This window comes from Pseudomonas sp. MOIL14HWK12:I2, assembly GCF_000510745.1.
Lineage (GTDB): Bacteria > Pseudomonadota > Gammaproteobacteria > Pseudomonadales > Pseudomonadaceae > Chryseomonas > Chryseomonas oryzihabitans.
The window spans coordinates 190314-216061 of record NZ_KI783314.1 but is presented as its reverse complement, the minus strand read 5'-3'; the positions used below and the strand labels follow the sequence as shown (position 1 = coordinate 216061).

Annotated in this window: 23 protein-coding genes and 1 pseudogene; 16 read left to right on the top strand and 8 right to left on the bottom strand. The window is 65.4% G+C overall.

The window, feature by feature from the left end; all coding sequences use genetic code 11:
* The first annotated feature begins 78 nt into the window (after nucleotides 1-78).
* Nucleotides 79-744: a response regulator gene (locus tag PSK12I2_RS0122110; RefSeq protein WP_027600122.1), complete on the top strand. Its 666-nt coding sequence runs from the start codon at nucleotides 79-81 to the stop codon at nucleotides 742-744.
* Nucleotides 741-2102, top strand: a complete 1362-nt coding sequence (locus PSK12I2_RS0122105) for an ATP-binding protein (protein ID WP_027600121.1) — start codon at nucleotides 741-743, stop codon at nucleotides 2100-2102. The genes PSK12I2_RS0122110 and PSK12I2_RS0122105 overlap by 4 nt, the downstream gene beginning before the upstream one ends.
* Before the next feature lie 10 nt (nucleotides 2103-2112).
* Here PSK12I2_RS0122105 and PSK12I2_RS0122100 read toward each other — a convergent pair whose 3' ends face one another.
* A complete protein-coding gene (locus PSK12I2_RS0122100) occupies nucleotides 2113-3327 on the bottom strand; it encodes an MFS transporter (RefSeq protein WP_027600120.1) in 1215 nt (404 codons plus the stop codon).
* A gap of 78 nt (nucleotides 3328-3405) precedes the next feature.
* Here PSK12I2_RS0122100 and PSK12I2_RS0122095 point away from each other — a divergent pair, with 78 nt between their 5' ends.
* Complete coding sequence (locus tag PSK12I2_RS0122095) at nucleotides 3406-3900, top strand: MarR family winged helix-turn-helix transcriptional regulator (protein WP_027600119.1); 495 nt, start codon at nucleotides 3406-3408, stop codon at nucleotides 3898-3900.
* A 5-nt stretch (nucleotides 3901-3905) separates the two neighbouring features.
* Complete coding sequence (locus tag PSK12I2_RS24295; RefSeq protein ID WP_051398795.1) at nucleotides 3906-4712, top strand: helix-turn-helix transcriptional regulator; 807 nt, start codon at nucleotides 3906-3908, stop codon at nucleotides 4710-4712.
* On the opposite strand, the gene PSK12I2_RS24290 is transcribed toward PSK12I2_RS24295, so the two are convergent.
* On the bottom strand, nucleotides 4675-5739 hold the full coding sequence (locus tag PSK12I2_RS24290; protein WP_037008028.1) for a 2-isopropylmalate synthase: 1065 nt from the start codon (nucleotides 5737-5739) through the stop codon (nucleotides 4675-4677). The two genes, PSK12I2_RS24295 and PSK12I2_RS24290, sit on opposite strands and share 38 nt — an antisense overlap.
* A 151-nt stretch (nucleotides 5740-5890) precedes the next feature.
* Nucleotides 5891-7252, bottom strand: coding sequence for an MFS transporter (locus tag PSK12I2_RS0122080; RefSeq protein WP_027600118.1), 1362 nt, complete (start codon nucleotides 7250-7252; stop codon nucleotides 5891-5893).
* A gap of 318 nt (nucleotides 7253-7570) precedes the next feature.
* Between PSK12I2_RS0122080 and PSK12I2_RS0122075 the strand changes: the two genes are divergently transcribed.
* The 3 genes from PSK12I2_RS0122075 (at nucleotide 7571) to PSK12I2_RS0122065 (ending at nucleotide 10314) form a co-directional block, all read left to right on the top strand.
* Complete coding sequence (locus tag PSK12I2_RS0122075; RefSeq protein ID WP_037008026.1) at nucleotides 7571-9658, top strand: PAS domain-containing protein; 2088 nt, start codon at nucleotides 7571-7573, stop codon at nucleotides 9656-9658.
* Between the two features lie 26 nt (nucleotides 9659-9684).
* Nucleotides 9685-9819 (top strand): hypothetical protein, encoded by a 135-nt coding sequence (locus PSK12I2_RS25340; RefSeq protein ID WP_256204021.1) that lies wholly within the window; start codon nucleotides 9685-9687, stop codon nucleotides 9817-9819.
* 213 nt (nucleotides 9820-10032) lie between these two features.
* On the top strand, nucleotides 10033-10314 hold the full coding sequence (locus tag PSK12I2_RS0122065; protein WP_027600116.1) for a hypothetical protein: 282 nt from the start codon (nucleotides 10033-10035) through the stop codon (nucleotides 10312-10314).
* Nucleotides 10315-10323: 9 nt separating this feature from the next.
* On the opposite strand, the gene PSK12I2_RS0122060 is transcribed toward PSK12I2_RS0122065, so the two are convergent.
* Entirely contained in the window at nucleotides 10324-11106 is a 783-nt protein-coding gene (locus PSK12I2_RS0122060) for an aldolase (protein WP_027600115.1), read from the bottom strand.
* A gap of 132 nt (nucleotides 11107-11238) precedes the next feature.
* Here PSK12I2_RS0122060 and PSK12I2_RS0122055 point away from each other — a divergent pair, with 132 nt between their 5' ends.
* Nucleotides 11239-13056 carry an alkaline phosphatase family protein gene (locus PSK12I2_RS0122055; protein ID WP_027600114.1) on the top strand — a complete coding sequence of 606 codons (1818 nt, stop codon included), beginning with the start codon at nucleotides 11239-11241 and terminating at the stop codon, nucleotides 13054-13056.
* 7 nt (nucleotides 13057-13063) lie between these two features.
* Here the strand turns inward: PSK12I2_RS0122055 and PSK12I2_RS0122050 are convergent, their stop codons facing one another.
* Nucleotides 13064-13894 (bottom strand): PhzF family phenazine biosynthesis protein, encoded by an 831-nt coding sequence (locus PSK12I2_RS0122050; protein ID WP_027600113.1) that lies wholly within the window; start codon nucleotides 13892-13894, stop codon nucleotides 13064-13066.
* A gap of 659 nt (nucleotides 13895-14553) precedes the next feature.
* A complete protein-coding gene (locus tag PSK12I2_RS0122045; protein WP_027600112.1) occupies nucleotides 14554-15318 on the bottom strand; it encodes a FadR/GntR family transcriptional regulator in 765 nt (254 codons plus the stop codon).
* 152 nt (nucleotides 15319-15470) lie between these two features.
* Here PSK12I2_RS0122045 and PSK12I2_RS0122040 point away from each other — a divergent pair, with 152 nt between their 5' ends.
* The 5 genes from PSK12I2_RS0122040 (at nucleotide 15471) to PSK12I2_RS0122020 (ending at nucleotide 20133) form a co-directional block, all read left to right on the top strand.
* Complete coding sequence (locus tag PSK12I2_RS0122040; RefSeq protein ID WP_027600111.1) at nucleotides 15471-16211, top strand: SDR family oxidoreductase; 741 nt, start codon at nucleotides 15471-15473, stop codon at nucleotides 16209-16211.
* 43 nt (nucleotides 16212-16254) lie between these two features.
* Entirely contained in the window at nucleotides 16255-17103 is an 849-nt protein-coding gene (locus PSK12I2_RS0122035; protein ID WP_027600110.1) for an ureidoglycolate lyase, read from the top strand.
* 107 nt (nucleotides 17104-17210) lie between these two features.
* Nucleotides 17211-18503, top strand: coding sequence for an L-fuconate dehydratase (locus tag PSK12I2_RS0122030; protein ID WP_027600109.1), 1293 nt, complete (start codon nucleotides 17211-17213; stop codon nucleotides 18501-18503).
* The gene (locus PSK12I2_RS0122025) at nucleotides 18500-19360 is read left to right on the top strand and encodes an amidohydrolase (RefSeq protein ID WP_027600108.1); all 861 of its coding nucleotides are present in this window, start codon (nucleotides 18500-18502) and stop codon (nucleotides 19358-19360) included. The genes PSK12I2_RS0122030 and PSK12I2_RS0122025 overlap by 4 nt, the downstream gene beginning before the upstream one ends.
* Nucleotides 19357-20133 (top strand): SDR family oxidoreductase, encoded by a 777-nt coding sequence (locus PSK12I2_RS0122020; protein ID WP_027600107.1) that lies wholly within the window; start codon nucleotides 19357-19359, stop codon nucleotides 20131-20133. Before PSK12I2_RS0122025 ends, PSK12I2_RS0122020 begins: the two co-directional genes overlap by 4 nt.
* A gap of 439 nt (nucleotides 20134-20572) precedes the next feature.
* Here PSK12I2_RS0122020 and PSK12I2_RS25130 read toward each other — a convergent pair whose 3' ends face one another.
* Together PSK12I2_RS25130 and PSK12I2_RS0122010 are read right to left on the bottom strand one after the other, a co-directional pair.
* The gene (locus tag PSK12I2_RS25130) at nucleotides 20573-20710 is read right to left on the bottom strand and encodes a hypothetical protein (protein WP_169742428.1); all 138 of its coding nucleotides are present in this window, start codon (nucleotides 20708-20710) and stop codon (nucleotides 20573-20575) included.
* 60 nt (nucleotides 20711-20770) lie between these two features.
* Complete coding sequence (locus PSK12I2_RS0122010; protein ID WP_027600106.1) at nucleotides 20771-21334, bottom strand: TetR/AcrR family transcriptional regulator; 564 nt, start codon at nucleotides 21332-21334, stop codon at nucleotides 20771-20773.
* A 73-nt stretch (nucleotides 21335-21407) separates the two neighbouring features.
* On the opposite strand from PSK12I2_RS0122010, the gene PSK12I2_RS0122005 reads away from it, so the two are divergent.
* The 3 genes and pseudogenes from PSK12I2_RS0122005 to PSK12I2_RS24725 all read left to right on the top strand — a co-directional run bounded on the left by PSK12I2_RS0122005 (nucleotide 21408) and on the right by PSK12I2_RS24725 (nucleotide 25472).
* The gene (locus tag PSK12I2_RS0122005; protein WP_027600105.1) at nucleotides 21408-22271 is read left to right on the top strand and encodes an alpha/beta fold hydrolase; all 864 of its coding nucleotides are present in this window, start codon (nucleotides 21408-21410) and stop codon (nucleotides 22269-22271) included.
* Between the two features lie 73 nt (nucleotides 22272-22344).
* Nucleotides 22345-22704: pseudogene (locus PSK12I2_RS0122000) on the top strand (NAD(P)(+) transhydrogenase (Re/Si-specific) subunit beta); the annotation flags it as partial.
* Between the two features lie 233 nt (nucleotides 22705-22937).
* Entirely contained in the window at nucleotides 22938-25472 is a 2535-nt protein-coding gene (locus PSK12I2_RS24725; RefSeq protein WP_177324669.1) for a toll/interleukin-1 receptor domain-containing protein, read from the top strand.
* The last annotated feature ends 276 nt before the right edge of the window (nucleotides 25473-25748 follow it).

Sequence of the window (25748 nt, the reverse complement as noted above, 5' to 3'; positions counted from 1 at the left end):
AACAGTTGCCCCTGCCGCTGCGCCAGGACGCCAGCGATGATGGCGGGCTAGAGCCATCAAAACGAGAGGAAGGCGGTCGTGCGGGTACTGCTGGTGGAAGACGACGCGGCCCTGGCCCAGGGCATCCGCATGGCCCTGCGCGGCGAGGGCTATACCCTGGACTGGGTGGCCGACGGCCTGGCCGCCGAGCACGCCCTGGCCGCCGAGCGCTTCGATCTGGTGCTGCTGGACCTGAGCCTGCCGCGCCTCGACGGCCTCGACCTGCTGCGCCGCCTGCGCAGCCAGCCCGACGGCCTGGTGCCGGTGCTGGTGCTCACCTCCCGCGACGCCAAGGCCGATCGCATCCAGGGCCTGGATGCCGGCGCCGACGACTACCTGGTCAAGCCCTGCGACCTGGACGAACTCAAGGCGCGCCTGCGCGCCCTGATCCGCCGCAGCTGTGGCCGCGCGCAACCACTGCTGGAGCACGCCGGCATCAGCCTCGACCCGGCCAGCCAGGCAGTGCGCTTCCGCGGCGCCGAGGTGGTGGTGACGCCCATGGAATACCAGCTGCTGCACCAGCTGCTGTTGCGGCCGGGCGCCGTCATCACCCGCGAGCGCCTGAGCAATACCCTCTATGGCTGGCAGGAAGCCGCCTCGGGCAACACCCTGGAAGTGCTCATCCACAACCTGCGCAAGAAGCTCGACAGCGGCCTGATCCGCACCGTGCGCGGGGTGGGCTATCTGCTGGAGCGTCAGCCATGATCGCCATCCGCACCCGCATCCTCGCCCCCACCCTGGCCCTGGTGCTGGCTGGCAGTCTGGCCCTGGCTCTGCTGGCGCTGCGCGACAGCCATCGCGAGATCGAGGGCATCTACGACGCCCAGCTGGTCCAGGGCGCGCGCCTGCTGGAAGGCCTGCTGCAGGCCGGCACGCCGGCGGCGGATCGTTGGCCGGAGCTGATCCGGGTGTTCGATCGGGCCATGCAACCCGTTCCCGGTAGCGTACCGGCGCACCCCTACGAGAATCAGCTGACCTTCCAGGTCTGGACCGCCGATGGCCGGCTGCTGGCCCGCTCCGGCAATGCGCCGCAGCTGACCGAGGTGCCGCCGGAGGGCCTGCACGAGGTGTTCGAGAACGGGCGCGAATGGTGCGGGATGCTGGTGCGTACCGCCGATGGCGGCCTGCGCATCTGGGTCGGCGAGCGCGAGGACCTGCGCCAGGACCTGATCCAGCGCATCGTCAGCCATACCCTCTGGCCGACGCTGGTGGGCCTGCCGCTGCTGGTCGGGGTGCTCTGGCTGCTGCTGGGTTGGGGCCTGCGACCGCTACAGGATTTCGCCCGCGGACTGCGCGAACGCGATCCCCACAGCCTGGCGCCGCTGCCGACCGGCCCGCTGCCGCCGGAGTTGCAACCCATGCGCGGCGCCCTGGATCACCAGCTCGCCCAGTTGCGCGCCCTGCTCGATCGCGAGCGGCGCTTCATCGCCGACGCCGCCCATGAATTGCGCACGCCCCTGGCGATCCTCGACCTGCATGCGCAGAACGCCCAGCGCGCCGAGACGGCCGCCGAGCGGGACGAAGCCCTGGGCTATCTGCGCCAGGGCGTCAGCCGGGCCACCCGCCTGGCCAGCCAGTTGCTGACCCTGGCGCGACTGGAACCCGGTGCCACCCTGGTCCAGCCGCTGGCCCTGGAGCCCCTGGTACGCGAAGAGCTGGCGGAATTGACGCCGCTGGCGCTCAGGCAGCAGGTGGAGCTGGTGCTGGCGGCCCAGGCCGGACCGCCGGTGCTCGGCGATCCGGACGCCATCGCCATCGCCCTGCAGAATCTGGTGACCAACGCCCTGGCCTTCGCCCCCGCCGGCAGCGCGGTGGAAGTCGGCATCGAGGCCAGCCAGGACCAGGGCGTCCTGCTACGGGTGGAGGATCGCGGGCCCGGGGTAGACGAGGCCGAGCTGGCGCGGTTGTGCGATCGCTTCTACAGCGCCGGCAACCCCCAGGGTGCCGGGCTGGGGCTGGCCATCGTCGAGACCATCACTCGCCGCCTGGGCGGTGCCCTGACCTTCAGCAATCGCCCCCGGGGCGGCTTCTGTGTGGAGTTGCGCCTGCCGCGCGCCGGCTAGGTTCAAACAGCTAGGCCCGCTGGTAACCGCGCGCCACGCCCGGGCGCTCCGGGCGGGTCAGGCGCAGGCCGAGGCCCATCAGCAGCACCACGCCGACCGCCATCAGCAGCCAGGCGTTGGCCAGGCTGTCCAGGTAGTCACGCAGGATGCCGGCGGCCAGCGGCGCCAGGCTGGCGATCAGGTAGCCACCGCCCTGGACGAAACCGAGCAGCGCGCTGGCGTCGGCGGGATCGCGCACCTTGTCCATCGCCAGGATCAGCGACAGCGGAAACAGCGCGCCGATGCCCAGGCCGAGCAGGATGGCGGTGGGCACCGCCAGGGGCAGCGGCGCCAGCGCCAGGCACAGCAGCCCCACCAGCACCACGCCGAGCACCCCCAGCACCAGTGGCCGGCGATTGCGCAGGCGGGCGATGGTCGCCGACAGCAGGAGACCGGCGCTGACCTCGGCGAGACTCACCCCGCCCAGCAGCAGGCCGCTGTCGGCCGGTTGCCAGCCGAGGCCGGTGTAGTACGGCGGTAGCCAGGCCAGCACCAGGGTGTAGGCCGCGGTCCCGATGCCGAAAAAGGCCAGCAGCAGCCAGGCCTGGCGCTGCCGCCAGGGTTGCGCGCGGGGTGCCGCGTCCTGCGCCGGCGCATCCGGACGGGCCAGGGCCAGCCAGGTGCCGAGCGCCAGCAGCACCGGCAGGGTCCAGAGCGCCAGACCCTGGGCCCAGCCCCACTGCTCGGCCAGGGGCGCGGCGGTGGCCGCCGCCACGGCCGCGCCGCCCATGATGCCGGTGGTGTAGAGGCCCATGAGGGTACTGGTGCGCTGCGGATGGCAGCGGCGGATATAGGCGGGAATCAGCGCCTGGACCAGGGCGATGCCGACGCCGCCCAGCCCGGCGGTGAGGATCAGCCCCAGGCCGCTTGGCTCTTCCCAGCGCAGGGCATTGGCCAGGGCCAGCAGCAGCAGGCCGAGGGCGATGCCACGGCGCTCGCCGAGCCAGGCCTGCAGACGGGCGCCGCCCAGGGCGCAGAGGCCCATGGCGGCGATGGGCAGGGTGGTCAGCGCCCCGGCGCCACTGCCGTCCAGGCCGGTGGCCGCCTGGATGCCATCCAGCAGCGGACCGATGGCCGCCAGGATGGGTCTGAGGTTGACGCCGACCAGCAGCACCAGCAAGACGGCCAGGAAGGCATCCTGGCGCGGTGCCGGCGTGTTCGGGGATGAAGGTGACGCGGAAAGCATGGACAATCTCCGGAGTGACGCGATATTTCTCTTGATGAGAAGTATCTTAACATCAAGATATATTCCTGAGGTAAGCCAATGGCCGATCGCGCCGAATTCGCCGTGGACCAGTGGCACCGCGAGCGCCCCGACCTGGATGCCCTGCCCATGCGCCTGGTCGGTCGCCTGGGCGAGATGGCCCAGGTGCTCACTCGCGATGTCCTGCAGCCCTTCTTCGACGAACACCGGCTGCACTATGGCGAATTCGACGTCCTGGCCACCCTGAGGCGCGCCGGCGAGCCCTATGCCCTGAGTCCGACCGTCCTCTATGAATCGGCCATGATCTCCTCGGGCGGCATGACCAATCGCCTCGACCGCCTGGAGCGCGCCGGGCTGATCGAGCGGCGCAAAAATCCCGAGGATCGCCGCAGCACCCTGGTGGCCCTCACCACGGACGGCTTCGCCCTGATCGACGGCCTGATGGCCGCCCACGTCGACAACGAACGCCGCGCCCTGGCCACCCTCAGCGAGGCCGAGCAGCGGCAGCTGGATGCCCTGCTGGGCAAGTGGCTGGCCGGCCGCGCGCCGTCCTGACGGCCATGTACCTCGACTTCAGCTCGTGCAATGGCCTCCACGCCGTGGCCCAGGACTATGCCCATGGCGAGCGGGTGCCGCCCCATCGTCATCGCCAGGCGCAGCTGATTCACGCCCTCTGCGGCATCGTCATCGTCAATACCGCCCAGGGGCGCTGGGTGGTGCCGCCCGGGCGCGGCGTCTGGGTGCCCGCCGGCGAGGAGCACGATCTGCACCTGCTGGGCCGGGTCGAGGTGCGCACCCTGTTCGTCGATCCCCAGGCGCGCGCCGAGTTGCCGACGCGCTGCCAGCTGATCGCCGTCTCGCCGCTTCTGCGCGAACTCATCCTGGCCGCCCTGCCCCTGCCTGCCGATCGACCGGCCGAGGGGCGTGCCCGCTCTATCCTGCAGCTGATGCTCGACGAGTTGCAGGGCTCGCCCACCGCCGGCCTGCACCTGCCCTGGCCGGTGGATGCCACCCTCGCCGCACTCTGCCGCCACCTGCGCCAGCACCCGGGCGAGCGCTGGACGCTGACCCGCGCCGCCGCGCGGCTGGCGGTCAGCGAGCGCACCCTGAGCCGGCTGTTCCTCAAGGAAACCGGCCTGACCTTCGGCCAGTGGCTGCAGCGGGCGCGGCTGGATTCCAGCCTGACTTCCCTGGCCGCCGGCCACGCCATCGTCGACGTCGCCCTGGACCACGGCTATGCCAGCCCCAGTGCCTTCGCCACCCGCTTCCGCCAGGTGCTGGGGGTGTCCCCTTCCGCCTATCGCGGCCAGACGGAGTTGCCCCCCGTCCCTAGCCCGCCACCCGGCCCAGATCGGCCGGATCTATGATCCCCAGCGGCGCGGCCTGCGCTGGGTAGGCGGCCAGGGCCAGGCGACCGCCATAGGGATGGCGCGGATGGATGGTCAGCTGGTTGCAGGCCTCCACCACGCTGGCCACCTCTTCCAGGCGGGAGAGGTCGATTCCCGGCGTGATGCCCTGGCTGTAGAGATTCAGCGCCAGGGTCACCAGATCGACGTTGCCGGTGCGCTCGCCATTGCCGAACAGACAGCCCTCCACCCGCGTGGCTCCGGCCAGCTGGGCCAGTTCGGCGCAGGCGACGCCGGTGCCGCGGTCGTTGTGCGGATGGACGCTGATGGTCACGTGGGGCGCCGGACCCAGGCCGCGGATGAAGCCCTCGATCTGGTCGGCATAGACATTGGGCGTGGCCACTTCCACCGTCGCCGGCAGATTGAGGATCAACGGGCGCTCCGCCGAGGGCTGCCAGGCCTCGCGCACCGCCTGGCAGATCTCCAGGGCGAAGTCGGCTTCGGTGAAGCAGAAGGTCTCGGGCGAATACTGATAGGTCCAGGCCGTCTCCGGCTGGGCGTCGCACAGGGCGCGCACGCGCTGGGTACCGGCCACCGCCATGGCCAGGGTGGCGGCGCGATCCTGGTCGAACACCACGCGGCGAAACAGCGGCGCGGTGGCGTTGTAGAGGTGCACGATGGCACGGGGCGCCCCGACCAGGGCCGCGAAGGTGCGCTCGATCAACTCGCTGCGCGCCGGCGTCATCACCTGCAGCCAGAGATCGTCCGGCAATCCGTCCGCGGTGACCAGTTCGCGCACGAAATCGAAATCGGTCTGGGACGCCGCCGGAAAGGCCACCTCGATTTCCCGGTAGCCGATCGCCAGCAACAGGGCGAAGAAGCGCCGCTTGCGCTCCAGCCCCATGGGCTCGATCAGCGCCTGGTTGCCATCGCGCAGGTCGGTGGAGCACCAGCGCGGTGCCTGGGTCAGCTGACGGCCCGGCCATTGGCGGTCGGGCAACGGGGGCACGGCAAAGGCGCGGTACTTGGTCTGGGGTTGCTTGAGCATGGGGGACTCCAGGACTGGGTCCCCGAGTCTGAGCGCCCCGCCGGTCCGCTGCGCTCGCGAGCAGGACAGCCCCCTGCGCGATCCGGACAGCCCGCGGCATGCAAAAAGCCGCCGGGGATGACCCGGCGGCTTGCTTGTCAGCGACCCGCGGTCAGCCCACCGAGATGCGCTCCAGCGGTACCGGCTTGAGCCGCGGCGTGAGCACATGGATGACCACGATGGCCACCAGGTAGGCACTGCCGGCGACGATGAAGATCGGCTGGTAGGACTTGAAGATTTCCAGGATGTAGCCGTTGTAGGTGGTCATCAGCATGCCGCCGATGGCGCCGGCGGTACCGCCGATGCCGATCACCGAGGCCACGGCTTCCTTGGGGAAGAGGTCCGACGGCAGGGTCATCAGGTTGGCCGACCAGGCCTGGTGGGCCGCGGCGGCGAGACCGATGATGCCCACCACCAGCCACAGGCTGGAGACGAACTGGGCGGTGACGATGGGCACGACCGCCAGGGCGCAGAGCAGCATGGTGGTCTTGCGCGCCAGGTTGGCGCTGCGGCCGAGCTTCATCTGCTTGGAGGAGCCCCAACCGCCCATCACCGAGCCGATGTCGGCCAGGATATAGATGGCGATCAGCGGCGGACCGAAGGATTTCAGATTCAGGCCGTAGGTCTTGCCAAGGAAGTCCGGCAGCCAGAACAGGTACAGCCACCAGATCGGATCGGTGAGGAACTTGCCGGCGGCATAGGCCCAGGTCTCGCGGAAGGTCAGCAGCTTGAACCAGGAGATCTTGGCCGCGACGGCCGGCTTGGCCGATACCGGGGAGCCATCGTCGGCCTGGATGTAGGCCAGCTCTTCGCGACTCACCTTGGGGTGTTCGTGGGGGCGGCGATAGATCAGCAGCCAGGCGATCAGCCACAGGGCGGTGACCAGACCGATGGAGATGAAGGCCGCGCGCCAGCCCCAGGCCAGGGTGATGGCCGGCACCAGCAAAGGTGTGATGATAGGGCCCATGGCGGTGCCGGCGTTGAACAGCCCGGTGGCCTGGGCGCGTTCCTTTTGCGGAAACCATTCCGAGACCGCCTTGAGGCTGGCCGGAAAGCTGCCGGACTCGCCGAAGCCGAGGGTGAAGCGCACCAGCACGAAGTGGGTGACGGTATGAGCGATGCCGTGACCGATGCTGGCGATGGTCCAGATGGTGAAGGCCAGGGCGTAGCCGATGCGCACCCCGACCTTGTCGATGATGCGGCCAAAGGTCAGGAAGCCGATGGCGTAGGCGCACTGGAACCAGAACACGATCTTGGCGTAGTCGGTCTCCGTCCAGCCCAGGTCCGCCTGCAGCGTGGGCTTGAGGATGCCGATCATCTGGCGGTCGATGTAGTTGATGCCGATGGCGATGAACAGCAGGGCGCAGATCAGCCAGCGGTAGCGGGTGAAGCGGGAGACTTGCGGGGTAGCGGCGACGGGCGTGTCCTGCGGCCGCAGGGCGGACTCCGTCTCGGGAGTGACCTGGATAGTCATCGAATAGGCTTCCTGACTTGTTGTTATTGACCGGTGTGAACCGGGGTCGTTGGAAAGCTGTTACCAGATATTCATATGACATCGTATGAGTGACTTTGGCAGGTGTCAATCCACCCAAAGCAGAGTGGTCAGACATCTCTCAAGTAGCTAGTCCCTGGCCACCCGACTCGGTCTTCGCGCTCACCTCAGCCTCTCTGACCGGCCCCTGAACCCTACCTTAAAGAATCTGTGACGCGCCCGGCACTTTTTCGCCCCAAGCCGTCTAATGCCGGTCTTTGAGGCGAAGCCGTCGTCTCATCTCTTCTCGCCGAGCCTGCCGTGCCTGTCGCCGACATCCCTTCCCTGCTGGCGCGCCTTGCCGAGCTGGAGCAACGCAATCAGCAGCTGCGCCAGCAGCTCGATGCCCGCGCCGTGCCTGCGGAAAACAGCGCGACCCTGACCAGCGAACGCTACCAGTTCCTGTTCAACGCCATGGACGAGGGCTTCTGCATCATCGAATTCCTCGACGGGCCCCACGGCCCCTTGAGCGACTACATCCACATCGAGGCCAATCCGGCCTATGCGGCCCATGCCGGTATCCCCAATGTGGTGGGCCAGAAGCTGCGCGACATGGTCGGCGACGAGGCTCAGGCCTGGCTCGACCGCTATGGGCACGTGCTGCGCACCGGCGAAGCCATCCGCTTCGAGCAGGAACTGGTGGCCACCGGGCGCTACCTGGAGCTGGCCGCCTTTCGCATCGAGCCGGCCAGCCGCCGCCAGGTCGCGGTGCTGTTCCAGGACATCACCGCGCGCAAGCGCGCCGAAATCGCCCTGCGGCAACTCAACGAAACCCTCGAAGAACGGGTGCAGGCGGCGCTGGCCGCCAACCGCATCCTGGCCAAGGTGGTGGACGCCGCCAGTGCAATGATCCATGTACTGGACTTCGATTTCCGCTGGCTGGCGGTCAATGGCTCCGGCGCCGATCTCTTCGAACACGTCTTTGGCGTCCGCCCGCAGTTGGGGGCGTCCTACCGCTCGGCCCTGGACAGTCGCCCGGAGATCAGCGAACGGCTGTCCGCGCAGTGGCAACGCGCCTTTACCGGTGAAGCCTTCAACGAGATCGTCTCGGTCGGTGAGGCACCGCTGCAGCGCCACTACGAACTGCAATTCAGCCCGCTGCTCGATGCCGACGGCCAGCGCATCGGCGCCTATCAGTTCGCCTACGACGTCACCGAGCGCCTCAACGAGCAGGAGCGCATCCGGCTGATGGAAGAAGCCCTGCGCCAGTCGCAGAAGATGGAGGCCGTCGGCCAACTCACCGGCGGCATCGCCCATGACTTCAACAACCTGCTGACCGGCATCCTCGGCTCGCTGGAGATGCTCGACCTGCGCCTGCGCCAGGGCCGGCTGCAGGACCTCGAGCGCTACACCGGCACCGCCCGCAGCGCCGCCCAGCGCGCCGCCGCCCTGACCCACCGGCTGCTGGCCTTTTCCCGGCGCCAGACCCTGGATCCGCAACCGGTGGCGCTGGAGCAACTGGTCATCGGCCTGGAAGACCTGATCCAGCGCAGCATAGGTCCGCAGATCGCCCTGGAGCGCGAAGCCGATCCCCGGCTCTGGCTGACCCACATCGACGGCCTGCAGCTGGAAAACGCCCTGCTCAACCTCTGCCTAAACGCCCGCGACGCCATGCCCGACGGCGGGCGCATCCGTATCGTCCTGAGCAACGAGCGCCTGGACGCGACCCAGGCCGAGCGCCAGGCCCTGCCCGTGGGCGACTTCGTGCGCCTGAGCGTGGGCGATACCGGGAGCGGCATGAGCGACGAGGTCCTCGCCCGGGTATTCGATCCCTTCTTCACCACCAAGCCCATTGGCCAGGGCACCGGCCTGGGACTGTCCATGGTGCATGGCTTCGTACTGCAGTCGGGTGGCGAGATCCGCATCGACTCCGCGCCCGGCGCCGGTACCTGGGTACACCTCTATCTGCCGCGTCATCACCTGGCGCCGCTGGCCGACAGCGCCTTGCCGGCCGAACCGGAGCCTCACGCCCCAGGCCACGGCGAGACCATCCTGGTGGTCGACGACGAACCCACCATCCGTACGCTGCTGGTGGAAGTCATGCTCGCCCAGGGCTACCGGGTACTGGAGGCGGCCGATGCCGCCACCGCTCTGGCCCTGCTCTCGCCCGATACCCCGCTGGACCTGCTGATCACCGATGTCGGCCTGCCCGGCGCCCTCAACGGCCGCCAGCTGGCCGACGCCCTGCGCGGACTGCGACCGGAGCTGCCGGTGCTGTTCATCACCGGTTATGCGGAAAGCCAGGTCATCGACGACGCCCATCTCGAAACCGGCATGCGGGTGCTGACCAAGCCCTTCACCCTGGATACGCTGGAGCGGCGGATCCAGGCGATGCTGCAAAGGGCCTGAGTCGCGAGCAGGTCAGGCGTGCCGTGATGTCTCTTTGCTATCATCGGCCCTCCGCGTCGCTACCCGTGCCCTCGCTCATGGACAAGCTCTCCCTGCTCCACCTCCTGCTGATCTTTACCGCCATCGCCTGCATGGCCCTGCTGGCCTCGCTGATCCGCTAGCGACGTTAAGCCAGCCATAAGCCGGGCGGTGGCAAGCTCTCTTCCATGCCGAAAGGCATCGTAGAAGCTGACATCTGCGCTTTTAGCCCGGGAGGATCCCGGGCTTTTTTTCGCGCCGACAAAATGCGCAACAGTCCACGGGTCCGCGTTTTGCCACTCCAGCGCTCTCCGCCGGGCCTGGCATGATGGGGCTCTGGTCCAGGAGGGACAGCCATGATCACCAGGATGCCGTCAGCCCACGCTCAGTCGCTCGCCTTCGATGTCTGCCCCCTGGGCGCCGAGGTCCCGTCCCTGTCCATCGAGATCCTCCAGCAGGGCTTTCTGGCCCTGGATCATCATGGCCAGCTCGACATGAGTCGCGCGCTCAAGCGCCAGTTGCGTGAGCGCCTGGTCGAGCAGCTGGATGCCCAGCTGCCCGTGGTCGCGGCAGCCGCGCTGGAGCTCTCCGCTCCGCAGGTGCAGGCCGTGCCCCAGCGCCGCAGCCACGGCGGCTGACCGCCCCGCTCAGTCCCGGTAATCCGGCTCCAGCCGCAGCAGCTGGCGCTTCACGCTTTCCAGGTGCAGCCGCGCGCTGTCGGCGTTGCCCTGCAGCATCTGCTGGCAGGCGGCGTGCGCGATGGCCGGTGCCACCGGCTTCAGCGGCCGGCCGCTGGCCATGGCCTTGAGTTGCACCTCGGCGGCGCGCTCCAGGTAGTAGAGGTCGTCCCAGGCCTCGGCGATGCTCGGCCCCAGTACCAGGGGTCCGTGATTCTTCAGCATGACCACCGCCGCGTCCCCCGCCGCCCGGGCGATGCGTTCGCCTTCCGTGGCGTCCAGCGCCAGGCCGTTGTAGTCCTCGTCCACGCTCAGACGGTCATAGAATTTCAGCGCGGTCTGCCCGGCCCAGACGAAGGGCTCGCCCTCCAGCAGACAGAGCGCCGTGGCATTGGGCATATGGGTATGGAAGGCCGCCCGTGCCCCGGGATTGAGGCGGTGCAGCTGGGCATGGATATGGAAGGCGGTGGCCTCGGGGGCACCCTCGCCCATGACCACGCCACCGGCGAAGTCGCAGATCAGCAGCGAGGATGCGGTGACCTCGGCGAAGGCCAGGCCATAGGGATTGACCAGGAACAGCTCGTCGTGGCCGGGCACCACGAAGGAGAAGTGATTGCAGATCCCCTCGCCCAGGCCCAGGCGGGCAGCCATGCGGAAGCAGGCGGCGAGATCGATGCGGGCCTGGCGGATGGCCGGGGTGTCCAGATCGAGGTGACGGGCAGCGGCAGTGGTACTCGCGAAGGCGTGGGCCATAGGGGTGCTCCTTGGAAAGAGGCCGGAGTGCTGCACAAAGGATGCCGCCCCCTGTCATGGCGCTGTCATCATAAAATTGCAGCAATCTCTTGTTACATCTCTGCCATCTTTCCTCCCTGTAGAGAGTTTTCCATGGCCTTCCTTCCGACCCGTCTCGCCCGTGCCTGCAGCCTCGCCCTTCTCGCCAGTTCGGCCGTCATGGCCGCGGAGCCGGCGCGCAACGTCATTCTCTTCATCCCCGATGGCCTGCGCGCCAACATCGTCGATGCCCAGACCGCGCCGAATCTGGCCCAGTTGCGCCGCGAGGGCGTGAATTTCCAGAACAGCCACTCGCTGTTCCCGACCTTCACCACGCCCAATGCCTCGGCCCTGGCCACCGGGCACTACCTGGGCGACACCGGGGATTTCAGTAACACCATCTACACCGGCTTCCCGGTGCCGGGCGCCAACAACAGCGTCACGCCCTTCCTGGAGAACGACGAGGTGCTGGGCGACGTCGACGAGCATTTCGCCGGCAACTACCTGGACGAGGAAACCCTGCTGGCCGCCGCGCGCCAGGCGGGCCTGTCCACCGCCGCCGTCGGCAAGCTCGGCCCGGTGGCCATTCAGGACGTGACCGCTCGCGACGGCGAAAAGACGGTGATCGTCGACGACTCCACCGGTCACCCCACCGGCATTCCCCTGAGCGCGGCCATGCAGGACGCCCTGAAACAGGCCGGTCTGCCGCTGGAAGCCCCGAGCCGGGGCGCCAACGGCAAGGCCGGCAACGCCACCACGCCCGGCACCCTGAGCGCCAACGTCGAGCAGCAGCGCTACTTCCTCGACGTCACCAACCAGGTGCTGCTGCCGCGCTTCAAGGCGAGCGGCAAGCCCTTCGTGCTGGTGTTCTGGTCGCGCGACCCCGACGGCACCCAGCACAACCAGGGCGACAGCCTGGGCAAGGTCACCCCGGGCATCAACGGCCCCACCAGCCTGGCCGCCATCCGCAACGTCGACGCCAACCTCGGCGCCCTGCGCGCCCGGCTCAAGGAGCTGGGCCTGGACGGCAACACCGACATCTTCGTCAGCGCCGACCACGGCTTCTCCACCATCTCCAAGGAGAGCAAGACCAGTCCGGCGGCCAAGGCCAGCTACCCCGACGTGCCCAAGGGGCAGCTGCCGCCCGGCTTCCTCGCCCTGGATCTCGCCGCCGCGCTGAAATTGCCGCTGCTCGATCCGGACGCCAAGGGCGCCGCGGTGGCGATGGACCAGGGCCAGCACCCGAGCAAGGCCAATGGCCTGATCGGCCCGGACGCGGCCAAGCCGGAGGTGGTGGTGGCGGCCAACGGCGGCTCGGACCTGGTCTATCTGCCGCAGGGCGATGCCAAGACGCTGGCGCCCAAGGTGGTCGCGGCGCTGCTCAAGCAGGATTACGTCAGCGGCCTGTTCGTCGACGACGACCTGGGCAAGATCCCCGGCACCCTGCCGCTCTCGGCGATCAACCTCAAGGGGTCGGCGCTCACCCCCTACCCGGCCATCGTGGTCAACTTCCGCTCCTATGACAGCGGCTGCGGCAAGCCCGACGTCTGCGCCGTCGAGGTGGCCGACACCGGGCTGCAGCAGGGCCAGGGCATGCACGGCAGCTTCAGCCGCGGCGACACCCACAACTTCATGGCGGCCATCGGCCCGGACTTCCGCAAGGGCTTCGTCGATCTGAGTCCGGTCAGCAACGCCGACGTCGGCCAGACCCTGGCGCACCTGCTGCACCTGGAGATCCCGGCCAAGGGGCAACTGGTCGGCCGGGTGATCGGCGAGAGCCTGGAAGGCGGCAAGCCGGTCAAGGCCAGCCACCGGGTGCAGCGCTCGGCACCGGCGGCGGGCGGGCTGGTCACCGAACTCAAGACCCAGAACGTCGGCGACACCCGCTACTTCGATGCCGCCGGCTTCAAGGGTCGCTCGGTCGGGCTGTGATCCGCGCCTAGAGGCTGAGGGTGCCGCGGATGCAGTCCTGCACCGCGCCGCCCACCCAGATGCGGTCGGCGATGCGGGCTACCCGCACCCGGCCGCGCCGGCCGAGAACCGTGCCCTGGCTGGCCAGATAGCGCTCCGGCGCCAGGCCCGCCGGGATCAGCCACTGCGCCAGGCTGGCGTTGAGGCTGCCGGTGACGGGGTCTTCACCCAACTGTCTTCCCATCAACGCTCGGACTTCGAACTGGGCTTCAGCCTCGGGTCCCTTCCACGGCGCTATCAGTCCCAGACTCATTTCTTCGAGGACAGCGTAATCCGGGCGGATCGCCAGCAATTCCTCACGACTCTCCAGCAGCACCGCCACCCAGCCGGGACCATTGTCCGCCCACTGGCTGGCCTGAATACGCTCAGGTGCCAGCCCAATGCCCCGGGCGATGCGCGCCAGTATCTCGGGCTCCACCGCGCCACCTCGCACCAGCGGCGGTGCGGCGAAGGCCAGCTCCTCCCCGGCGGCGCGGATCGGCACCAGGCCGGCGCCGCATTCCTGGATCACTTCGCCGCCCTTGGGCCGCCCGCCTTCGCGCAACCAGACATGGCAGCTGCCCAGGGTCGGATGGCCGGCAAAGGGTAGCTCGCGTTGCGGGGTGAAGATGCGCACCCGGTAGTCCGCCGCCGGATCGGTGGGCTGCAGCAGGAAGGTGGTTTCCGACAGATTGGTCCAGCGCGCCAGGGCGGCCATCTGCTCGGTGGACAGCGCATCGGCGCCACAGACCACCGCCAGGGCATTACCCTCCAGGGGGCGCTGGGCAAAGACATCGACCTGATGGAAGACGAGGGACATGGCGGCGGACTCCTTGGGCAAAGCGCCGATTGTCCGCGGCCGGGCGCCGGTGGGGCCAGCCACAGCCGGGTCGCTAAATGGCCGTACAGACGGGCGTTGCGCGCGGGATTCGCGTGGAAAACGCTGCGCGGTTTTCCACCCTACGGCATCGTCGCGGGGTTTGCCCTCACCCCAACCCTCTCCCAAAGGGAGAGGGGGCGGGTCCGTGCGGAGGGGTAGCGCCGTGCCGTAGCGTGGACAATGGCGCAGCCTTGTCCACGAATCATCGCTCACCCGTAGGTTGGCGCTGGGCGCAGCGAAGCCCAACGGGCAATAGCCACCCTCACCCCAGCCCTCTCCCCAAGGGAGAGGGGGCGGGTCCGCGCGGGGTTAATGCCCTGCGTAGCGTGGACAACGGCGCAGCCTTGTCCACGAATCATCGCTCACCCGTAGGTTGGCACTGAGCGCAGCGAAGCCCAACGCCCCCCCTCACCCCAGCCCTCTCCCCAAGGGAGAGGGGGCGGTTCCGCGCGGGGTCAGCGCCCTGCGTAGGGTGGACAACGGCGCAGCCTTGTCCACGAATCATCGCTCACCCGTAGGTTGGCACTGAGCGCAGCGAAGCCCAACGCGGACACGGCGCCCTCACCCCAACCCTCTCCCCGAGGGAGCGGGGCAGCTCCTCACTCCACCGCCGGCCGCGCGAAGATGCGGGTCACGGCATCGAGGTGCGCGGCCATGGCCTGGCGGGCGGCGTCGGGGTCGTGGGCTTCCAGGGCTTCGAGGATGGCCAGGTGCTCTTGCTGGGAGCGGTCGGGCATGTCTTCGGGGGTGTAGCGGCGCTGCAGCAGCTGGAACATGCTGCCGTAGCGATGCCCGAGCAGATGGCGCAGCAGCAGCGCATAGGCCGGATTGCCGCTGGCCTGGGCGATGCGGATATGGAACAGCCGGTCGCCGGGATGGGTGGTCGACCCCAGGCGATTGTCCTCGACGTTGCGCCCATAGGCCGCGCGGATGCCGGCCAGTTCGCTGGCGCTGGCATGGCTTGCGGCCAGGGCGGCGGCCTCCGGCTCCACCAGGCGGCGCGCCTGCAACAGGGCGAAGGGCGGGATCTCGGCGTCCAGATCCAGCGCCAGGCTCAACTCCGGATCCATCTCCGCCCACTGGCCACGCCCGGCCAGCTCCAGCACCGGGGTGTCCGGTGGCGGCGGGGCGCTGGGCGCGCAGACCCGCACGCCGTCGCCGACGCGCACGTCCACCAGGCCGATCACCTCCAGGGCGATCAGCGCCTCGCGCACCGAGGCGCGACTCACCCCCAGCTGCTTGGCCAATTCGCGCTCGGCGGGCAGGCAACTGCCCGGCGGATATTCGCCGCCGTCGATGAGGGCGCGCAACTGATCGGCGATCTGCCGGTAAAGCCGTGGTTTTTCAATCACCTGAAGGGGCATGGCGGTCTCGTCTCATGCAGGTCGCGCAGTCTGCCGCGAAAAAATCCTTGCCTGAGAGCCTAGCAGGGTCTAAACAATAGGACCAATGGCCTGACCATTGACCGCTGGCGGTCAGGCGACTCACAACAATAATCAGCCAAGAGGTCTCCCGCATGAGTCATGCAGGCAAACGCGTCCTGGTCACCGCCGCCGGCCAGGGGATCGGCCGGGCCACCGCCCTCGCCTTCCATCGCGCCGGTGCCGAGGTCATCGCCACCGACATCAATGCCGCCGCCCTGGACAGCCTCGAAGGGCTGCACACCCGGGTGCTGGACGTCACCGATGCGGCGGCGGTTACCGCCCTGGTCGCCGACCTGGGCAGCCTGGACGTCCTGTTCAACTGCGCCGGCTACGTCCACGCCGGCAGCATCCTCGACTGCGACGAAGACGCCTGGCGCTTCTCCTTCGAACTCAACGCCACCGCCATGTATCGCATGATCCGCGCCGTGCTGCCCGGCATGCTGGCCCAGGGCGGCGGCTGCATCATCAACATGGCCTCGATCGCCTCCAGCCTCAAGGGCGTGGCCAATCGCTGCGCCTATGGCGCCAGCAAGGCGGCGGTGATCGGCCTGACCAAGTCGGTGGCCGCCGACTATGTCGGCCAGGGCATCCGCTGCAACGCCATCTGCCCCGGCACCGTGGATTCCCCCTCGCTGCACCAGCGCATCGCCGACCAGGCCGCCCGCGAAGGCCGCAGCGAAGCCGAGGTCCAGGCCGCCTTCGCCGCCCGCCAGCCGATGGGCCGCGTGGGCCGGCCGGAGGAGATCGCCGCCCTCGCCCTGTATCTTGCCTCCGACGCCGCCGCCTTCGTCACCGGGACCGCCCAAGTGATCGATGGTGGCTGGAGCGTCTGACGCCGTTTTTCGTCCGCACCCTTTTCCCCTCATAGGAGCTCCGATGAAACTCTTGCGCTACGGCCCCCAGGGCCAGGAAAAACCCGGTCTGCTGGATGCCCAGGGCCGGCTTCGCGATCTCTCCGGCCAGGTGGCCGATCTCGCCGGCGAGGCGCTCGGCGCCGAATCCCTGGTCCGGCTGCGTCAGCTGGACCCAAACAGCCTGCCGCTGGTGGACGGCACCCCGCGCCTCGGCCCCTGCGTGGGCCGGGTCGGCAAGTTCATCTGCATCGGCCTCAACTACGCCGACCACGCCGCCGAATCCGGCCTGGACGTGCCCAAGGAGCCGGTGGTGTTCAACAAGTGGACCAGCGCCATCTGCGGGCCCAACGACGCCGTGCAGATCCCCCGCGACTCGATCAAGACCGACTGGGAAGTGGAGCTGGGCGTGGTGATCGGCAAGGCCGGGCGCTACATCGACGAAGCCAACGCCCTGGATCACGTGGCCGGCTATTGCGTGGTCAACGACGTCTCCGAGCGCGAGTGGCAACTCGAACGCGGCGGCACCTGGGACAAGGGCAAGGGCTTCGACACCTTCGGCCCGCTCGGCCCCTGGCTGGTGACCGCCGACGAGGTGGCCGATCCGCAGAACCTCGACCTCTGGCTGGAGGTGGACGGCCACCGCTACCAGAACGGCAACACCCGCACCATGATCTTCACGGTGGCCCAGATCATCGCCTACCTCAGCCGCTGCATGAGTCTGCAACCGGGTGACGTCATCTCCACCGGCACGCCGCCGGGCGTGGGCATGGGCGTCAAGCCGCAATCGGTGTACCTCAAGCCCGGCCAGGAAATGCGCCTGGGCATCCAGGGCCTGGGCGAGCAGCACCAACGCACCATCGCCGCCGACTAGGGCAAGCCACCCCCGCCCAAACCTAGCAAACCCCCGCGCCCGCTTTTCATCGAGCGGGCACGGGGCCGGGTTCGCTCAGCCCGCGAAAACCCCTCGAGGACAGCGCCATGCCAACAACAATTACCGGCCTGCAGATCGAAGACATCCGCTTTCCCACCAGCCAGGCGCTGGATGGCTCCGATGCCATGAATCCGGATCCGGACTACTCCGCCGCCTACGTCATCCTGCAGACCGACCAGCCGGGGCTGGAGGGTCACGGCCTCACCTTCACCATCGGCCGCGGCAACGAAATCTGCTGCGCCGCCCTGCGCGCCCTGGAACCACGGGTGCAAGGCCTGACCCTGGAGTGGATCCAGGAAGACCCGGGCCGTTTCTGGCGCCACATCACCGGCGACAGCCAGCTGCGCTGGATCGGCCCGGACAAGGGCGCCATCCACCTGGCCACCGGCGCGGTGGTCAACGCCGCCTGGGACCTCTGGGCGCGCGCCGTGGGCAAGCCGGTCTGGCGCCTGGTGGCGGAGATGAGTCCCGAAGAGCTGGTGCGCTGCATCGACTTCCGCTACCTCACCGACTGCATAACCCCCGAGGAAGCCCTGGCCCTGCTGCGCCAGCGCGCCGAGGGCAAGGCCGAGCGCCTGCAGCGCCTGGAAGCCGAGGGCTATCCCTGCTACACCACCTCGGCCGGCTGGCTCGGCTATCCCGACGACAAGCTGCGCCGCCTCTGCCAGGAGGCCATCGACGCCGGCTTCTCCCACATCAAGCTCAAGGTCGGTCGCGATCTCGCCGACGACATCCGCCGGGTGCGCATCGCCCGCGAGGTGATCGGCCCCGAGCGCCACCTGATGATCGACGCCAACCAGGTGTGGGAAGTCGGCGAGGCCATCGACTGGGTACGCGAGCTGGCCTTCGCCCAGCCCTGGTTCATCGAGGAACCCACCAGCCCCGACGACGTGGAGGGCCATCGCGCCATCCGCGCGGCGGTAGCACCGGTCAAGGTGGCCACCGGCGAGATGTGCCAGAACCGCATCCTCTTCAAGCAATTCATCATGCGCGGCGGCCTGGACGTGGTGCAGCTCGACGCCTGCCGCCTGGGCGGCCTCAACGAGGTGCTGGCGGTGCAGCTGATGGCCGCCAAGTACGACCTGCCGGTCTGCCCCCATGCCGGCGGCGTGGGCCTCTGCGAATACGTGCAGCACCTGGCGATGATCGACTACCTCTGCGTCGCCGGCACCCACGAGGGCCGGGTGGTGGAATACGTCGATCACCTTCACGAACACTTCGAGGATCCCTGCCGGGTGCGCGGCGCCGCCTATCTCGCGCCCCAGGCGCCGGGGTTCTCCATCGCCATCAAGGCCGCCTCCCGGGCACGTTATCGCCATGCCGGAGGGCAGCCGTCATGAGCCCGCGCCTGGATGCCCACCAGCACTTCTGGCGCTATCGGCCGGCCGAATTTGCCTGGATCGACGGGCGCATGGCCGGGCTGCAACGCGACCATCTGCCGGCCGACCTGGAGCCGCACCTGCAGCGGGCCGGTTTCGACGGCTGCATCGCCGTCCAGGCGCGCACCCAGGAAGAGGAGACGGACTTTCTGCTCGACCTCGCCGCCCAGACGCCCTGGGTGCAGGCGGTGGTCGGCTGGACCGATCTGCGCGCCGCCGACCTGGTGGCGCGCCTGGAACGGCGCCAGGGCAGTCGTCACCTGCGCGGCTTCCGCCATCCGGTGCAGGACGAGGCCGATCCCGGCGCCTGGCTGGCCGATGCCGCCGCCAACCGGGGCGTCGCCACCCTGCAGCGGCACGGCTATCTCTATGAACTGCTGATCCATGCCGAGACCCTACCCGCCGCCACCGCCTTCGCCGCCCGCCATGACCACGGCGTGCTGGTGCTGGACCACCTGGGCAAGCCGCCGGGCCGGGTCGCGCCCGCCGACTACGCTCGACTGCTGGCGCCCCTGGCGCGGCTGCCCCATGTGCATTGCAAGCTGTCCGGGCTGGTCACCGAGGCCGACTGGCAGGGCTGGCAGGCGGAGCAATTGCTGCCCTATGCCCGTATCGCCCTGGAGGCCTTCGGGCCGGAGCGCCTGCTGTTCGGCTCGGACTGGCCGGTCTGCACCCTGGCCGCCAGCTACGCCGAGGTGGTCGACCTGACCGAGCAGGCATTGCTGGAGCTCACGAGCAGTGAACGTGCGGCGGTCTTTGGCGGCAACGCGGCCCGGCTCTATGGCCTGGGCACCCAGCCGCGGGAGGCCGTGGCATGAATCTGCACCTGACCGACAAGGTGTTCCTGGTCAGCGGCGGCGGCTCCGGCATCGGCGCCGCCATCTCCCTGGCCCTGGCGGCCGAGGGCGCCGTCCCGGTGATCCTCGCCCGCGAGCCGCTGGCAGCCGACTTCGCCGCGCAACTGGCCGAACGGCAACCCAGGGCTCGGGCCTTCACCGTGGAGCTGTGCGACGAAGCCGAATGCGAGCGGACCGTGGCCGCCGTGCAGGACGCCTATGGGCGCATCGATGGACTGGTCAACAACGCCGGAGTCAACGATGGCGTCAGTCTCAGCGCCGGTCGCGCCGCCTTCGTCGCCTCCCTGGAACGCAACCTGGTGCATTACTATCACCTGGCGCACCTCTGCCTGCCGGCACTGCGCGCCAGCACCGGCGCCATCGTCAACATCGCCTCCAAGACCGCCCTCTCCGGCCAGGGCGACACCAGCGGCTACACCGCGGCCAAGGGCGGCGTGCTGGCCCTGACCCGCGAGTGGGCCGCCTCGCTGCTGGACGACGGCATCCGCGTCAACGCGGTGATCCCCGCCGAGGTCATGACCCCGCTCTACGAACGCTGGCTGCAGGGCTTTCCCGACCCGGCCGCCAAACTCGCCGCCATCACCGCGCGCATCCCCCTCGGCCGCCGCATGACCACCCCGGAGGAGATCGCCGACACCGTGGCCTTCCTGCTCTCGCCACGCTCCAGCCATACCACCGGGCAATGGCTGAGCGTCGATGGCGGCTATCTGCATCTGGATCGGGCGTTGACGTGAGGGAATGAAGCGGAGGAGCAGGAAGGCGCCCTCACCCCAGCCCTCTCCCGGAGGGAGAGGGGGCGGTATCGTGATGGCGGCAGGGTTTGGCGCCAGCCGAGATCATCGATACGTGGAAAACGCTGCGCGGTTTTCCACCCTACCCATCCGCCGAGGTTGGCGAGAGCGAACTCCCGTAGGGCGGACAACCGCGCAGCCTTGTCCACGCGCAGGGCACCAAAACCGCCGTTGGAGTGCAGGCCTGCCGCTGTGGCCACCCTCACCCCAGCCCTTTCCCCGGGGGAGAGGGGGCGGTATCGGAGTTAGCGGTTGGATCATCGATACGTGGAAAACGCTTCGCGGTTTTCCACCCTACCCATCCGCCGTAGGTTGGCGAGAGCGAGCACCCGTAGGGTGGACAACGGCGCAGCCTTGTCCACGCGCCCAAGCCCCCAACCCACTAGCGCTTCGGACTCAACGGGCTGTCGTCCAGGTCCTCGCGCTCTTCGGTGGTGGTGGTATTCGCCGAATCCGGCACGTCGCCGTATTCGTCGTAGTCGTGGGGGGTCTGCTTATCATCCGCGGGTTCGGGATTCATGGGGTACTCCGCTCGTAGAGGCACCCTTGGTGGAGTCCGCCGGCCCCGGCGGCGTTCCCCCTAGACCAGCGCCACCAGACGTTCGGCGACCCGGTCGAAGGGTTCGATGCTGCGCTGGGCGCGGCACAGCGGGATCACCCCCTGCACCGCCGCCACCAGCAGCGTGGCCAATCCCGCCGCCGCCTCTTCCGCATGGCCATGCTCGACCAACGCCACCTGCAGCCGAGCCTCCCAGCGGCGATAGATGCCCGCCGCCGCGTCCAGCTCGCGCTGGGCGATCTCGTCCACCGGCTCTTCCACCGCCACCGCCATCACCGGGCAGCCGACGCGAAAGTCCGAGTCCAGCAGGATGTCGCGCCAGAGTCGCAAGAAGCCCTGGATTCCCGCCAGCGCTCCGGCCTGCAGCTGGCGCTCCAGATCGCGACTGACCTGGGCGCCGGCCAGCTCCACCGCTTCCACCACCAGCTGGTGCTTGCCACCGGGGAAGTGATGATAGGTGGACCCCAGCGGCGCCTCGGCGCGCTTGATGGTCTCGCGGATGCTGGTGGCGTTGAGGCCGTGCTGCGCCAGCATGGCCGAAGCCGCCACCACCACCCGTTCCCGTACCGTCGACTGCTCGGTCATCCATTCTCCTTGCTATGACAGCTGTCATAATCTACCGTCCAGGCATTATAACAACTGTAATAGGGACCACCCCATGCCCAGCGACGCCCTCGTCGAGGAGCTGATCACCGCGGACTGTTATCGCCTCAGCACCAGTCGCTATCCCGCCCAGGGGCCGCTGCAGGGACGGCTGATCGTCGCCGGCGCCACCGCCGTGCCCCAGGGCTTCTATCGACGTTTCGCCCAGCACGCCGCGGCCCGCGGTTTCGAGACCCTGACCTTCGATTACCGTGGCATCGGCCGTTCGGCGCCGGCCTCGCTCAAGGGCTTTCGCATGGACCTGCTGGACTGGGCTCGCCAGGACCTCGCCGCCGCGGTGGACAGCATGGCCGAGGGCGACATCCCCCTCTACCTGGTCGGCCACTCCTATGGCGGCCATGCCTTCGGCCTCCTGCCCAACCACGCCAAGGTGGCCGGCTTCTATGTCTTCGGCACCAGCGCCGGCTGGTACGGCTACATGCCGCCACTGGAGCGCCTCAAGGTGCTGACCATGTGGAAACTGGTCCTGCCGGTGCTGACCTGGTGGAAGGGCTACTGCCCCTGGAGCGCCCTCGGCCTGGGCGAAGACCTGCCGCGCGACGTCTATCGCCAGTGGCGCCACTGGTGCAGCTATCCCCACTACTTCTTCGACGACCCGGCCATGCAGGGCATCGAAGCCGGCTACGCCGCGGTGCGCACCCCCATCGTCGCGGTCAACGCCCTGGACGATCTCTGGGCCACCCCGCAATCGCGCGATGCCTTCATGCAGGCCTATCGCAACGTCGACCTCCAGCGCGAAGACCTCGACCCCCGCCAGCACGGCGGCGCCATCGGCCACATGGGTTATTTCCGCGCCAGCGCCCAACCCCTGTGGGATCGCGCGCTGGACTGGTTCGCCGCCCTGCCCCGGATGCCCTAGTCGAACTAGGTTCCAAACGAGCCGCTGGCTCGGCGCACCTGTCGCTTTACCAAAAGCTTCCCGTCGTTTCGAACACCCGGTGGCCGGTCGCATGCCCGGCCATATGAACTTGCTGCTGTCCGAAGCCGAGGTGCCCTACGACCAAGTGTTCGAGATGGACGACATCAACTCTGAATTCGGCCAAGCCGACGTGGTGCTGGTGCTCGGTGCCAACGACGTGGTCAACCCGGCGGCCAAGAACGACCCCAAATCGCCCATCGCCGGCATGCCCATCCTCGAAGCCTTCAAGGCCAAGACGATCATCGTTAACAAGAGATCCATGGCCAGCGGCTATGCGGGCCTCGACAACGAACTCTTCTACTTGGACAAGACCCTGATGGTCTTTGGCGACGCCAAGAAGGTCATTGAGGAGATGGTCAAGGCGGTGGATTAAGTCGTAGCCCCTCGCGACCGCTTGAGTGGTCGCGAGGGCCGTTCGTTAGGCTGAGGCTCTAAGCCTCATTTTCTTTGCCTCCAAGCTTGTTGCATCTCAATGCAACCTGAGACACCCATAAATTCGAGTATTACTTCGGCTTAATATCTTGAAAATTGAACTCTTGACGCTTCAGCTGATGTAAATTAATGTCAGTGAGCTAGAAAACAAAACTGTAAACCGAGGAAATAAATGTGAAGTTTTTCTTATCTCACAGCTCAGCAGACAAACACATTGTCGAAAAAGTGTACGAACAATTAGGTGCATCTTTATGCCATTATGATGTAGCCACATTTGATAACACATCATTTCTGCCAGAGCAGATCTACGAAGCTCTCAACGAAAGCACTCATTTTGTTTTATTTGCATCAAGAAAAGCGCTCGAATCGAGCTGGGTGAAAGGTGAACTAAAGCGTGCCTTTTCATTATGGATGAAAGCACAAATTAGACATGCGATGGTTTTTTTAATAGAGGACGGCGAGCGTTCACATGTACCCGAATGGCTTCAAGACTACGTAATTATCGAACACCCTTCCGCTCAACATATATCTTGCCGCATCCTTAGTGCATTTGATGACTGGGAAAGCAAGAATGGGAATGAGCCACCATTTTATAGATATCAGGAAATAATACAGCTCGAAAAGCATGTGTCGGTCGAGCCAAGAAAATTACCAACAACACTTATGCTTTGCGGCACTGATGGATATGGTAGAAAACAGCTAGTCAATGAGCTTTTTAAACGGCGCTACCCTGGTATCGCTCGAAGAAAATTGTTTTTTTCGCTGAAAGACCATGATTCAGACGTAAACTTGTACAGACAAATCCTCGGCTTAATTTCTCTACTATCACCAATAGAGCTTTCAGAAAAAACCAAAGAATATTTAGGCCTCGCATCAAAAGAACGATACGCGCTTATAGCTAGCCATATATTAGAAGCTACTAGAGCCGGACAGGCGCTCTATCTAGATGTTGGCTCTGTAGGACTGGACGACAGCGGCCGAATTGCCAGCTGGCTTGAAGATATTCTAAAAGAGCTACCACGCAACACCTACCCAAGATTAATTCTATTTTCTGCAAGAAAGCCTATCTACCTATCATCACAACTAACAGAATTCCTTTACCTACAAAAAATTGAGCCTTTACCCAGAGATGAGTCAAAACTATTATTTTCATGGTGGCTTACCAAACTTGAAGTCACAAATCAGACGGACATACTCAACGAGTTTATTGAGTATGTCGATGGACGTCCTAAATCCATCGAGATGGCTGCTAGGACTCTTGCCACAATTGACCCTAGCCAAATAGCCAAACACAAGAACGCCATTACCAATGACATTCAAACACAGGCAACTTCTCTTCTAAAAGTTCTAGAAAATGACACAACCTCAAACATCGCTTTAGCTATTGTTGCCTATAGTGGATACATTTCCGAAGTAGATCTTATCGAATCCATAAAAACCATACCAGAAGAAACTGAGGAAAAAATCAACCAATCTTTAGGACTTTTACTTTCCTATGGATTTATCCTTCAAGATTCCATCTCTATAAAAATCCCAGGATATCTTACAAGAGCAGCTAGACGCCTATTGAACGAACCAAACTTCAAGAATAAATTAAATCCTGCTCTTGAGCATTTGATAAGCGCAAACCAAAATATTGACCACTCTAAGAAAACTAGCGTTTCTATCATAGAGGACTACTGCATTGCCAGCCTTAGGAAAGGCCAGCACTCCATCATCGGAGTAGAGAGTTTAATCCTGCCATCGCAGTGCTTTAGACTTGCAAAAGAATACTATGACAATCGAGACTACGAAGAATCGTTTAAACTATGCGAAACAGCCTATAGAAACCGCTTGGCGCTAACAGAAGAATCATCTCTAGAAGTACTAAGATTCAAAGGGCTCTCAGCAGCGAGATTAAACAAACAAACGGAACTAAACGAAGTCCTAAACTCCTTCTCACAACATAGAAACTCAGTCAAATCCACACGACTAAAAGCATTCATAAAAGGATTTAATCTACGCTTATCGGGAGAGTTCGACAACGCATTAAAGGAGCTTGAGATCGCGCATAACTCTGGCGGCAAGGGCGACATACATATCCTAAGAGAACTAAGCTTTATTAACTACATATCAGGCGACCTAAAAAAAGCCGAGGAACTAATAAGGGCGGCGTACCGAACGGCAGAAAATAACTCTTATATAATACAAATGCTTATTAGGATACTAATAGACAAATACAAGCCAAATCTGACTAACGACGAGCACCAAATACTAGGCCTAATTGAAAAACTTGAAAGCAGCCAAAATCATGGCGGCAAAGCCGCTTACTTAATGAGAGCCGAATTATATTACGCAACTGGGAATGCCGCGGCCGCCAAGGGAATTCTAAATATTATTCCACAAAGCACGCCAGCCCAACTTCTAACAGCCAAAATCTTAATTAAAGAAAAAAAATATCCAGATGCAAGGTCGCTACTTCTAAAAATGAAGGGATCTGTCCTGGGAAGCCAAGAAGGCCAGCGACAGACATCAATGCCTGAAATATGCAGCGCATTAATTGAGGCGGCAACTGGAATTTCGGCAGGAGAGGGAATAAATGAACTCGAAAGAAACAAAAAACATCTACCAGAAAAACTCACGAACTTCTGGAAAGAACTCCTGACGCAGGAACTAAGCTTTACACAAACAGCGCCTACGCAGTCTCAACTGCGAATACTTCAAAAATGAATATAAAAGCGCCGATTCCTTCGGCGCTCTTTCCTACAAAACTACTCCTTACTCCTTCCTAGAAGCAAACTTTTCCGCAGAATAAAATCTGCAACAATCACGAACACCAAATAATTAGCATTAACATCTAGCAACACGATCTCACTCGCCTACCATAGCGTTTAAAATATCAGACTTTGGACCGATACAAATTCACCTCCCGAAAGCTAGATAATTCACATAGCGTCACCCCACTCTCCATTTCTTATTCTACTGTTCCTAACGCACAAGGACCGT

Bases quoted from the DNA above. Each gene is read 5' to 3' on its own strand.
- PSK12I2_RS0122080 (WP_027600118.1), bottom strand. From the start codon at position 7,252: ATGACTATCCAGGTCACTCCCGAGACGGAGTCCGCCCTGCGGCCGCAG.
- PSK12I2_RS0122010 (WP_027600106.1), bottom strand. From the start codon at position 21,334: ATGACCGAGCAGTCGACGGTACGGGAACGGGTGGTGGTGGCGGCTTCG.
- PSK12I2_RS0122055 (WP_027600114.1), top strand. From the start codon at position 11,239: ATGGCCTTCCTTCCGACCCGTCTCGCCCGTGCCTGCAGCCTCGCCCTT.
- PSK12I2_RS0122105 (WP_027600121.1), top strand. From the start codon at position 741: ATGATCGCCATCCGCACCCGCATCCTCGCCCCCACCCTGGCCCTGGTG.
- PSK12I2_RS0122060 (WP_027600115.1), bottom strand. From the start codon at position 11,106: ATGGCCCACGCCTTCGCGAGTACCACTGCCGCTGCCCGTCACCTCGAT.
- PSK12I2_RS0122050 (WP_027600113.1), bottom strand. From the start codon at position 13,894: ATGTCCCTCGTCTTCCATCAGGTCGATGTCTTTGCCCAGCGCCCCCTG.
- PSK12I2_RS0122025 (WP_027600108.1), top strand. From the start codon at position 18,500: ATGAGCCCGCGCCTGGATGCCCACCAGCACTTCTGGCGCTATCGGCCG.
- PSK12I2_RS24290 (WP_037008028.1), bottom strand. From the start codon at position 5,739: ATGCTCAAGCAACCCCAGACCAAGTACCGCGCCTTTGCCGTGCCCCCG.
- PSK12I2_RS25340 (WP_256204021.1), top strand. From the start codon at position 9,685: ATGTCTCTTTGCTATCATCGGCCCTCCGCGTCGCTACCCGTGCCCTCG.
- PSK12I2_RS0122035 (WP_027600110.1), top strand. From the start codon at position 16,255: ATGAAACTCTTGCGCTACGGCCCCCAGGGCCAGGAAAAACCCGGTCTG.
- PSK12I2_RS0122100 (WP_027600120.1), bottom strand. From the start codon at position 3,327: ATGCTTTCCGCGTCACCTTCATCCCCGAACACGCCGGCACCGCGCCAG.
- PSK12I2_RS0122095 (WP_027600119.1), top strand. From the start codon at position 3,406: ATGGCCGATCGCGCCGAATTCGCCGTGGACCAGTGGCACCGCGAGCGC.
- PSK12I2_RS0122065 (WP_027600116.1), top strand. From the start codon at position 10,033: ATGATCACCAGGATGCCGTCAGCCCACGCTCAGTCGCTCGCCTTCGAT.
- PSK12I2_RS0122045 (WP_027600112.1), bottom strand. From the start codon at position 15,318: ATGCCCCTTCAGGTGATTGAAAAACCACGGCTTTACCGGCAGATCGCC.
- PSK12I2_RS0122005 (WP_027600105.1), top strand. From the start codon at position 21,408: ATGCCCAGCGACGCCCTCGTCGAGGAGCTGATCACCGCGGACTGTTAT.
- PSK12I2_RS0122040 (WP_027600111.1), top strand. From the start codon at position 15,471: ATGAGTCATGCAGGCAAACGCGTCCTGGTCACCGCCGCCGGCCAGGGG.
- PSK12I2_RS0122030 (WP_027600109.1), top strand. From the start codon at position 17,211: ATGCCAACAACAATTACCGGCCTGCAGATCGAAGACATCCGCTTTCCC.
- PSK12I2_RS0122020 (WP_027600107.1), top strand. From the start codon at position 19,357: ATGAATCTGCACCTGACCGACAAGGTGTTCCTGGTCAGCGGCGGCGGC.
- PSK12I2_RS24295 (WP_051398795.1), top strand. From the start codon at position 3,906: ATGTACCTCGACTTCAGCTCGTGCAATGGCCTCCACGCCGTGGCCCAG.
- PSK12I2_RS25130 (WP_169742428.1), bottom strand. From the start codon at position 20,710: ATGAATCCCGAACCCGCGGATGATAAGCAGACCCCCCACGACTACGAC.